Source organism: Rhodococcus sp. NPDC006774 (assembly GCF_040636045.1).
In the GTDB taxonomy this organism is placed as follows: domain Bacteria; phylum Actinomycetota; class Actinomycetes; order Mycobacteriales; family Mycobacteriaceae; genus Rhodococcoides.
The window spans coordinates 18,226-28,502 of the sequence record NZ_JBEYIW010000011.1 but is presented as its reverse complement, the minus strand read 5'-3'; the positions used below and the strand labels follow the sequence as shown (position 1 = coordinate 28,502).

Sequence of the window (10,277 nt, the reverse complement as noted above, 5' to 3'; positions counted from 1 at the left end):
GGTGTGCTCCTCGACTTTGTAGATCCGGTGGACTGTTGATCTCGGGAGTCGGTCAGCCCGGGTTCTGCACCCCGACCGCGTCCGAGCCCTTCCACGCACGCCAGAGTTGTGCGTACGGCCCACCTGCGTTCACCAGGTCTTCATGGGTGCCGTGTTCCACCACCCGCCCCGCGTCGAGGACGGCAATGGCATCGGCTGCGGAGGCTTGAGTGAGCCGGTGGGCGACGACGAGTGTCGTTCGGCCGCGCGTTGCGGCGTGCGCGGCTCGTTCGAGTGCGCGCGCTCCCGAACTGCCTGCTTCTGCCGTGGCCTCGTCGAGGACGGCGACCGGGGTATCGACCAACACGAGTCGGGCGAGGGCCAACTGTTGCTTGCGATGAGCGGTGAGCGAATACCCGTCGTCGCCGACGACGGTGTCGATGCCGTCCGGCAGCTCGCGCACCCATGACGCCGCACCGACGACGTCGAGTGCCTTCCAGATCTTGTCGTCGTCGCGGACGTCACCGAGCGCGAGACGGAGGTCGTCGATCAACGGTCCGGCGGTGACGTGGACGTCCTGGCTCAGGATCGACACGTAGCGGCGCAGTTCCGCTGTTCCGAGATCGTGCAGCGGCACCCCGCCGATGGTCACCGTTCCCGAGTCGGGCTCGATGGATCCCGCTGCGACGAGTGCAGCGGTGGTCTTGCCGGCTCCGGTGGAACCGACCAGTGCCAGCGAGGTCCCGGCAGGCACCGTGAGGTGGATGCCGTGCAGAATTTCGTCGCCGGAGACGTACGAATACCGAACCCCGTCGAGGCTGAGCGTGTACTCCGATGGGGCGGCAATCTGTGGGCGGTCGGGTAGAGCGATGTCGACGACTCCGACGAGTCGATTCAGACTTGCACCGGCGGATTGGATTTCGTCGAACAGGAACAGGATGGTGCCGAGGGGGTTGAACAACCGGTGGAAGAGCAGCACCGCAGTGGTGACGGCACCGATCGTCACTTCGTCACGTGAGAACAGGAAGTATCCGACGACGAGCAGGATCGACAGGCCGAAGAACTCGGCTCGGTTCTCTCGGCCGACGAACCGCGTGAACAGTCGGAAGACCGAAATGGCCAGTGTGCGTGCCTGGTTCGATGCCGATTCGATCTCGGCGAGCCGCATGTTCTCGGTTCCGTATGCCCGCACCGTGCGAAGTCCGTGAATGCTGCTGGTGAGTGCTTCCGATCGGTCGCCCATCGCCGCCCTCTCGGCGGCGTACAGAGGGCCGCTCCGCGGCAGGTACCAGCGAAGCGCGAGCAGATACAGCGGCAGTGCGAGCATTCCGGCGAGACCGAGGCGGTAGTCGAGACCGAACATGGCCACCACCGATACCGCGACGAGCAGAGCGGCCGAGATCATCGACGGGACAACGTCTCCAGCAGCACGGGTGATCCGCGCAACGTCGTCTCCGATCCGGGACAGGAGGTCGCCGCGCCCGGTTGATTCGACCGTGACGGGGGGAAGGTTCAGAACACGTTCCAGAGCCGATTCACGAAGTCCCGCAACGATGGTCTCGCCGAGGCGGGAGACGGCATAGCTCGTCCCACCGGAAAACGTTCCTGCCAGTACCGCAGCCACCGCGAGGATGGCCACGATAGGGAGGATGGACCGAGGCGTACCGCCGTCGGTCACTTCGTCCACCAGTCGACCGAGAACGAAGAACGGCACCAGAGCGGCCAGCGAGGACACGATCCCGGTCACGAGTGCACCGACGAGAGCACCGGGATGCCGACGAATCCGTGCGCCGAGCCACCGCCGGGACCGACGGGCCTCCGCGATCGGCAAGCGGTGTCGATCCTGTACGTTCGCGTTCATCGTAGAACCGCCTCTGCGTACTCGGCGTTGGTTGCAGTCAGATCGGCGTGTGTCCCGGTGTCGCTCACGTGCCCGTCGCGCAATACGACGACGACGTCTGCTGTTGCCAGCAGCGCCGGGGACGACGTGACGACGACAGTGACGTCGTCACGATCTGCCGAATGTCGCACTCCTCGAATGCCGTCGGCGATGGCCTGTTCGGTCACGGCGTCCACTGCGGTGGTCGGCTCGTGCAGCACGAGCACGGGTGGACGCGCATACAGCGCTCGGGCGAGTGCCAGGCGTTGGCGCTGCCCACCGGACAGATTCTGTCCCCGGTCGTTCACTCGGTGCTCGAGTCCGTCCCGGTGCACGGTGGCAACCTGGTCGGCAGCCGAAGCCGACAGCACCGCGTCGAGGTGCCCTCGATCCGTGTCGGTTTCGAATCCCACGATGTTCTCGATCAGCGAGCCGGCGAAGAGATCGGTGGTGTGCGGCTCGGCCAGCACTCTCGTCCGGAACGACTCGCGCGAGACCTCGCGCATGGACACACCGGCGAACATCACGTCCCCCGAGTACTCGTCGGAGGCGACTTGGCCGCCGAGAACGGTGGCAAGAGCGTCTCCATCCGAGGGATCGAGCGCGATCACCGCGACGAATTCGCCTGGACGGGCGTCGATGTCGATGCCGGCAAGAGATCGAAAGGTCACGTTCCGCACCGACAAACCCGTCGGCACCGGTACCGATTCGGGTCCGTCGGACAGAAGGGAAGGGGCCGAGAGCACGGTCGACACGCGTTCTGCGGAACCGCGCGCACGCGCAACCACTGCGGGCGCGGAGGTCAGCAGGGTGAGCGGCTCGATGAGGAACTGGGCGAGACCGACCACCGCGATCAGCTCCCCGATGGAGATCCGCCCGTCGAGTGCGAACCATCCGGCCAACGATGCGACGCAGGCAGCGATCAGCGCACTCACGGTCGTCGTGACACCTCGCTGGAGCGCGAGTGACCGGACGGTGGCGAGGGCTGCGTTCAGTGCTGTTGTGCTCGCCGCGCGGTAACGAGCAGACGCGGCATGTTGGGCACCGATTCCCTGGAGAGACCGCAGGCCGACGACCAGATCACCGGCCATCGCGGTTGCCTTGGCCACGCGAGATTGCTGCTGCACCGTGCGTGCGGTGATCAGCGGCGTCGCGAGTCGGAGCAGTGCCATGAACAGGGGTGTGCCCAGCAGTACCGCGAGGCCGAGTGGGACGTCGATGACGAACAGGGCGACGGCTGTCGCGAGAACCGCAGTTGCTGCTGCTGCCATGCGCGGAAAGAGATCGAGGAACCACGCTGCCTGTTCGGCGTCGCTGCTCGACACGGTGAGCATCTCGCCGTCGGACAACGGAGTGCGCACCCCGCAGGTGGACAGGACGCGACCGGACACCTCCATGCGCACCAGGTGTGCTTCGCGCTGGAGGGCCAGGTTCAGCTGGCGCATCCCGACCTGGAACGCCGTCGTGAGTGCGACGAAGAGCACGGCCAAGGCGGCGATGGACCAGATCAATTCCACCGGACCTCCGTCTGCGATCCCGCGATCGATGATCACGCCGAGGGCCAACGGCACTGCCGTCTCCGCGATCTGGTGCGCGCACAGCAGGACAGTTCCGACTGCGAGTCGTCCTCTGTTGCGGGTCAGTGTGCGACGAACGATGCGGCGCGCGGTCAACGGTGCCGGGTTCGCCTGCGCGGTACGAGCGGTCACGGGACCGCGGTCAGGTAGCCGCCGCCACTCGGAAAGTACTCCAGAGCTTTGTGGTCGGTACCGTCATCGGTTCGCACCCGGTCGATGACCAGTGCGTGGTTTGCGCCGCGGTGGGCATTCGGGCCGGCGACGATCGCCATGCCGTCGCCTTCACGAATGAACACTCGGCCTGGAGTGCCTCCGTAGATCCCCTGTGACACATGAGCTTCCACGACGGAAATGCGTTCGCCGCGATAATGCGTGAATGCGTTCGGGTACGGGTCGGACATCGCTCGAATCAACCGGTCGATGTCGGTGGCGTCCCAGGACCAGTCGATGAGACTGTCCGTCTCGTGCCTCTTGTGAAAGAACGTGCGCTCCGATAGGTCTTGCGGACGCCACCCGGCTGTGCCCGATTCAATGCTGTCGAGGGATTCGAGGAGGACTCGAGGAATGAGATCGATGGTGGCCAGTACCAACTCCGTCGCGGTATCCCTCGGGCCGATCGGAACCGCTGCCTGAGTGAGGACGTCGCCGGTGTCGAGCTCGCCGTCCATCCGGTGGGCAGTCAGGCCGACCTCGGGTGCGCCGCTGATCAGCGCCCACGCGATGGGTGAGAACCCGGTGAATTTCGGAAGGAGGGAGTCGTGAAGATTGAGCGTTCCGTGCGGCGGGTGATCGAAGATTTCCGGCGGGAGCCACGTGCGCCAGTTGTTGGCCACGATGATGTCGGGGGCCCACTGGTGAATCCGGTCGATCAGGGCGTCGTCGGGCCGTCGCGCGAGATGCACGGGCACGTTGTGACCGCGTGCCAGGTCCTCGACCGAGTCGGCCCAAATGCTTTCGTACGCTTGATCACTGGTGGGATGAGTTACCACACCCACCACGTCGTGCCGCGACTCGATCAGCGCCTGGAGCGTTTTGTGGCCCCAGGTCTGATAGCCGAACATCACCACTCGCATGACGAGCCTTTCCTCGGAACGGTTACATCGAACGTCGGTCACCGGAGTCGGCACGGCCGTCGCGCAACCGACGGACCCGACGCCTCAGCGAGGGTAGCCTAGCCTAGCTTTATTGTGTGCGGCACGGTCGCGCATCGAATGAGGTGAGGCTTGCCTCAATAGTGCTACCTTCTCAGTCGCCTCGCCCGGTCGGGTGCGGCAACCGGTCAATGCGTGGTCGAGTCGAGAGGTTCCGAGGAACGATGAAGGTTCGTACGAAATGGACGAGGAGCGTCGCGTCGGTCGCGCTCGCAGGCGGGCTGACCTTAGCCCTCGCTGCCGGATGCAGCAGTGATACCGCGGAGACGCCTGCCACCGACTCGACGACTTCTGCGCAGGAGTCCGCCTTCCCGGTCACGATCGACTCGGCCCTGGGCTCCGCGACGATCCCCGAGGCACCCAAGCGGATCGCCACCTGGGGCTGGTCGAACCAGGACGCGATTCTCGCCCTCGGTGTCGTGCCCGTCGCCATGCCGACCTTCGACGGTGACCAGTACGGTGCGGACGAGCGCGGCATTCTGCAGTGGGACGCGAAAGCGCTCGCCGACCTGGGTGGCGAGACTCCCACGCTGCTCTCCGGTGACGGCACCGGAGCGGTCCCCGTCGAGCAGTTCGCTGCTGCTGCACCGGATCTGATCTTCGCGCCGTATTCGGGACTGAGCCAGGAGGAATTCGACCAGCTCTCCGATATTGCACCGGTCGTCGCGTACCCCGACAAGCAGTGGACGACGTCGTGGGAAGACCAGCTCACCATCGCAGGTAAGGCCCTCGGTAAGGAGAAGGAGGCCGCTGACCTGGTCTCCGGCGTCGAGAATTCCATCGCCGACACCGCTGCGAAATACCCGGCGCTGCAGGGTAAGACCGTCACCATCGCGTTGCCCAACGCTCCCGGCACGTTTGCCGTCAGCAAGGACAACGACGTACGTGTCGAGTTTCTGGAACAGCTCGGACTCGTCGACGAACCCACCATCCAGCAGGCAGACCCGGCCGAGGACCCCGATGCCGTGTACTTCGAGCTCAGCCTCGAGCAGGCATCGCTGTTGAAGTCCGACGTGCTGTTCGTCGTGGCGTACGACAAGGAATCGCTGGCTGGGTTCCTCGCCGAACCCGCAGTCGCGTCGCAGCCCGTGCTGGCGCAGGGCCGGACCGCCTCCACCCAAGCACTCAGCGCCGACAAGAACTTCGCGTTCGGTGGACTGACGGTGCTGACCATCCCGTACATCCTCGACGACGTGGCCTCGGCGCTGAACACTGCAGCCGAGAACGTTCAGGGCTGATCTTCGCCGGGCGACCCCACCCGACGCGTGCACAGGCGCAATCACTTTCGACACCAGGAGCGTGTTCACCGTGGCAAGGTCCCATCGACTTCAGGTCGTCTTTCCCGAAGTCCTGCGTACGGCCACGGTGATCGAGACACGCCAACTGAGTCCGGGTATGCGCAGAATCGTGTTGGGTGGGCCGCAGCTGCGGGAGTTCTCCCGCGACGGCTACCGGTTTCCGGCGCTGCGCAGCGAAGGATTCGACGACTTCGTCCGTCTGTTCTTCCCGCTCGACGACAACGGCACGATGGCGTTGCCCGTGCAGCACGAGCGCACGGTGGAGTGGCGGCGGGACCCTCGGCCGGTGACTCGCAACTACACGGTGCGCAGCGTCGACACCGGAAATGCAGAACTGACCCTCGATTTCGTCACCCACGACACCGGAATCGCGTCGACGTGGGGGCGTCGGTGCTCCGTGGGTGATTCCATCCCGCTGCTCGGTCCGGTGCGGTCGGGTCGTGCACCCGCCGACGTGGACTGGGTGTTGCTCGTCGGCGACGAAACGGCGTTGCCTGCCATCGCCCGCTGTCTCGAAGAGGCGTTGCCGGAACAACGTATTCGGGTGTTCGTCGAGGTAGCCGACGTCGAGCGAGAGCTACCGCTCCCGACGGCCGCCGACGCGAAGATCACCTGGGTGCACGGTGACGGCGCAGTCGCAGGCACCGGAGGCCGGCTGGAATCGGCCGTGCGTGATGCGCCCTGGTGGGAAGGAACGGTATTCGCCTGGGTAGCAGGCGAATCCACAGCTCTCAAGGGCATCAGGCGATACCTGCGCGAGGATCGGGCCCTGCCGCCGGAGATGGTCGACATCACAGGCTACTGGCGACGGGCAGAGGTTCCGACCCGCGCGGACGATCCGGAGGTCCCCGATCTGAGCGTCGCCGATGCCGAGCCGTTCGACAAGCTCGCCGAACTGGCGGAGATTTTCTCCCCGTTCGCGATCAGGGCCGCAAATACACTGCGAATCCCTCTGCATGTCTCGCGCGGAGTGTGCACCGTCGATTCACTTGCGTCGGTGACCGGTACCGACAGGCGCGCCTTGGCGAAATTCGTTCGGTATCTGCGTGCCGTCGACGTCCTTGTCGAGGATGCCGATGGCGGGTTGACACTTGCCGACGTCGGCGAAGCGATGCTCGGTGACGACTGGATTTCGCATTGGTTGGACTTGGACGGTATCGAGGCACGGGTGGAGCTGTCGATCACCGGTCTCGTCGACAGCTTGCGCACCGGCACCGCCAGTGCGAGCCTGCTGACCGGCAGGACTCTGAGCGATGACCTCGCCGGGTCGCCCCGTCTCACCGAACTGCATCACAACCACATCGCCGACGAAGCTGCGTTCCTCGGTCCTGCTCTGGCGCAGGATTATTCGTTCGACGGCGTGTCGACCGTGTTGGTGACGGGCGCGGCATCCGGGGTGGTGCTCGGTTCCGTTCTCGCGCGCTACGACGGTATGTCGGCCGGTGTGCTCGGGTTGCCCAGTGAGCTGGAATCGATTCGACGCGACCTCGAGACGTGGCCCGAACTTCAAGAGCGAGTGGAAAATCACCCGCAGAGTGTCATGTCCGAGCCGCGTGCGAACCGCGCGAGCGGATACGACGCGTATCTGTTGCTCGAGGTCACCGGGCACTATCGCGACGAGGACCTCGCACTGTTGTTGCGCAATGCGGCAACGGGATTGGCCGACAACGGAAAACTGGTCGTCGTCGAGCGGCTGTCGAACGACGGTTCGTTCGACGAGGACCAGGCCGAATTCGATCTACTGATGCTCTGCATGCACGGTAGCGGTGTCCGAACGAGATCCGAATTCGCCTCCGTGGCAGCCGATGCCGGCCTCGCGGTTACGGCGTCGACCCTGGTCGGCTGGGGTATCACGGTGCTGGATCTGCACCGTGTTCCCTGACACCGTCGAAGCCGTTGTGATAGTGCGCTAGTTAGGTTAGCGTTGCCTACTGAAGGCGTGCGCGGATGCTCAGGCACTTTCGTTGCGCGCAGAAACGCGGTCATGGACCCATTCACTGTCAGGAGCGCTTGCACGATGACTGTCGACGACAACTCGCGAGAATACGACCTCACCGAAGACTGCGAGTACGACATCGTCGGTGTCGGATTCGGGCCCTCCAATCTGGGACTGGCCATCGCGATCGAGGAGCACAATCGAACCTGCACTCCAACAGAACGATTGACGGCCTGCTTCGTCGAGTCCAAGGGCGAGTTCGCCTGGCACCCCGGCATGCTGTTGCCGGGGACGTCGATGCAGATCTCGTTCCTCAAGGACCTGGCGACCCAGCGCAATGCCAGCAGTGAGTACACCTTTCTGGCGTATCTGTCGGAGCAGGGCCGGCTCAATCACTTCATCAACCTGCAGACGTTCTTCCCGAGCAGGCTCGAGTTCCACGACTACCTGGCGTGGGCCGCCGGCAAGGTCGACGCGATGGTGCACTTCGGCACCCGGGCGGTGGACGTCGTCGACACCGGCGACGGGTACGGCGTCCGAACCGAAGGCCGACGAACCGGGACCGTGCGGGGGCGCAACATCGTGCTCGCCGGAGGGCTGACCGCCACCCTGCCCGACGGAGTCACGGCGTCGGCGCGGCAGTTCCACAACCACGATCTCCTCGGCCATCTCGATCGGTTGCCGTCGCGGTCGCATCGCACGTTCGTCGTCGTCGGTGCCGGGCAGAGCGCCGCCGAGGTGGTGGACTACCTGCACTCGACGTACAGCGATGCGTCGGTGCACGCGGTGCTGCGCAAGTACGGGTACAGCCCGGCCGACGACAGCCCCTACGCCAATCGCATCTTCGATCCGACGGCCGTGGACGACTTCTATTCGTCGTCGCACACTCTGCGTGAGCAGCTGTTGCAGTATCACCGCGGAACCAACTACTCCGCCGTCGACCTGCCTCTGATCGAGGAGCTGTACGCCCGCGAGTACGCCGAGCGGGTCAGCGGGCAGCGACGGTTGTTCGTGCACGGAGCAACCCGGTTGATCGGAGCCACCGAAGAGCCGACGGGCGTGCGTGCCTCCGTCGAGCACGGCCCGACGGGTCTTGCCGAGGACATACTGTGCGACGCTGTCGTCTATGCCACCGGCTTCACGTCCCTCGATCTGCCCGAGATCCTCGGTCCGCTGTTCGACGCCGTCGAATACGACTCTCGCGGTCCTCGCGTGACGCGTGACTACCGACTCGTGACGCGTGAACCGAGCGCGGGTTCGATCTACCTGCAGGGCGGCACGGAACACACGCACGGCCTGACCTCGTCGTTGCTGTCGAACATCGCTGTTCGCAGCGGTGAGATCGTGAAGTCCGCTGTGAGCGCGAGGGTGCGATCGGTGGTGTGAATCGGGTGAGCACGAGGACGGGCGACGAGCCGGAACAGCGAGATGTTCCGGCCGAAGTCGGTGGTCTCGCTCGCACCGATGCGCGTCGGGCCGCGGGGTTGTTCGTCGTCCTCGGTGTTCTGGCAGCGCTGTGCCTGGTGAACATCTCGGTGGGCACCGAGTACATCCCGATCGGTGAGGTGTGGCACGGGCTGTTCGTCGCCGACGGATCCACCGAATCTGTGATCGTCCGCGAACTACGGCTTCCGCGTACCGTTCTGGGGTTGCTCGTCGGAATCGCCCTCGGTGTTGCCGGTGTACTGATTCAGGCGATGACGCGGAACCCGCTGGCCGACCCTGGAATTCTCGGCGTCAATGCCGGGGCGGCATTCTTCGTCGCGATCGCCGTCGGCGTGCTGGGTTTCACCGACATTCGGTCCTACATCTGGTTCGCGTTCGCCGGGGCGGTGGTCGCCACGATCGTGGTGTACGCGCTGGGGTCGTTGGGGCGAGCGGGAGCCACTCCGATTCGGTTGACACTGTCCGGAATTGCGCTCGGTGCGGTACTGGGCGGCGTCACCTCGGGCATGCTGTTGCTCGATCCGGATGCCTTCGACAGGATGAGGTTCTGGGGAGCGGGGTCGTTGGCCGGTCGAGGTCTGGACATCGCATCCGAAGTCGCCCCGTTCATCGCGCTCGGAGTCTTCCTGGCGGCCCTGATCGCTCGTCCCCTCAATGCGATCGCACTCGGCGACGATCTGGCCCAGTCGTTGGGGGCGAACGTGATTCGTACGCGAATCGTCGGCGTCGTTGCTGTGACTCTGCTCGCCGGTGCTGCGACGGCGGCGGCCGGGCCCATCGGATTCGTCGGACTGATGATTCCGCACATGGTGCGGTGGTTCGTCGGACCGGACCAGCGTTGGATTCTGATCTACACGGTGTTCGCGGCACCGGGCCTGCTGCTGCTCTCGGACGTGGTCGGACGCATCGTGATCAGGCCGGGGGAGCTGCAGGTCGGCATCGTCACCGCGTTCGTCGGTGCGCCGGTGCTGATCGTGCTGGTTCGCCGCAAGAAGGCGAGCGGACTGTGAC

Annotated in this window: 7 protein-coding genes; 4 read left to right on the top strand and 3 right to left on the bottom strand. The window is 65.1% G+C overall.

Going from position 1 to position 10,277, the window contains the following annotated elements; genetic code table 11:
• Positions 1–52: 52 nt before the first annotated feature.
• The 3 genes from ABZ677_RS17505 to ABZ677_RS17495 are packed head-to-tail and all read right to left on the bottom strand — an operon-like array spanning position 53 to position 4,508.
• On the bottom strand, positions 53–1,840 hold the full coding sequence (locus ABZ677_RS17505) for an ABC transporter ATP-binding protein (RefSeq protein WP_358371560.1): 1,788 nt from the start codon (positions 1,838–1,840) through the stop codon (positions 53–55).
• On the bottom strand, positions 1,837–3,567 hold the full coding sequence (locus ABZ677_RS17500) for an ABC transporter ATP-binding protein (protein WP_358371558.1): 1,731 nt from the start codon (positions 3,565–3,567) through the stop codon (positions 1,837–1,839). The genes ABZ677_RS17505 and ABZ677_RS17500 overlap by 4 nt, the downstream gene beginning before the upstream one ends.
• Positions 3,564–4,508, bottom strand: a complete 945-nt coding sequence (locus ABZ677_RS17495; protein WP_358371556.1) for a methionyl-tRNA formyltransferase — start codon at positions 4,506–4,508, stop codon at positions 3,564–3,566. The genes ABZ677_RS17500 and ABZ677_RS17495 overlap by 4 nt, the downstream gene beginning before the upstream one ends.
• Positions 4,509–4,750: 242 nt before the next feature.
• On the opposite strand from ABZ677_RS17495, the gene ABZ677_RS17490 reads away from it, so the two are divergent.
• The 4 genes from ABZ677_RS17490 to ABZ677_RS17475 all read left to right on the top strand — a co-directional run bounded on the left by ABZ677_RS17490 (position 4,751) and on the right by ABZ677_RS17475 (position 10,276).
• Positions 4,751–5,824 (top strand): ABC transporter substrate-binding protein, encoded by a 1,074-nt coding sequence (locus tag ABZ677_RS17490; RefSeq protein WP_358371553.1) that lies wholly within the window; start codon positions 4,751–4,753, stop codon positions 5,822–5,824.
• 70 nt (positions 5,825–5,894) lie between these two features.
• Positions 5,895–7,766, top strand: a complete 1,872-nt coding sequence (locus tag ABZ677_RS17485) for a siderophore-interacting protein (protein WP_358371551.1) — start codon at positions 5,895–5,897, stop codon at positions 7,764–7,766.
• 135 nt (positions 7,767–7,901) lie between these two features.
• Positions 7,902–9,206: a SidA/IucD/PvdA family monooxygenase gene (locus ABZ677_RS17480; protein ID WP_358371548.1), complete on the top strand. Its 1,305-nt coding sequence runs from the start codon at positions 7,902–7,904 to the stop codon at positions 9,204–9,206.
• A gap of 5 nt (positions 9,207–9,211) precedes the next feature.
• Positions 9,212–10,276 (top strand): iron chelate uptake ABC transporter family permease subunit, encoded by a 1,065-nt coding sequence (locus ABZ677_RS17475; RefSeq protein ID WP_358371546.1) that lies wholly within the window; start codon positions 9,212–9,214, stop codon positions 10,274–10,276.
• Position 10,277: the final 1 nt, after the last annotated feature.

Excerpts from the sequence above, each read along its gene's own strand:
- ABZ677_RS17480 (WP_358371548.1), top strand. The coding sequence starts at position 7,902 with ATGACTGTCGACGACAACTCGCGAGAATACGACCTCACCGAAGACTGC.
- ABZ677_RS17505 (WP_358371560.1), bottom strand. The coding sequence starts at position 1,840 with ATGAACGCGAACGTACAGGATCGACACCGCTTGCCGATCGCGGAGGCC.
- ABZ677_RS17495 (WP_358371556.1), bottom strand. The coding sequence starts at position 4,508 with ATGCGAGTGGTGATGTTCGGCTATCAGACCTGGGGCCACAAAACGCTC.
- ABZ677_RS17490 (WP_358371553.1), top strand. The coding sequence starts at position 4,751 with ATGAAGGTTCGTACGAAATGGACGAGGAGCGTCGCGTCGGTCGCGCTC.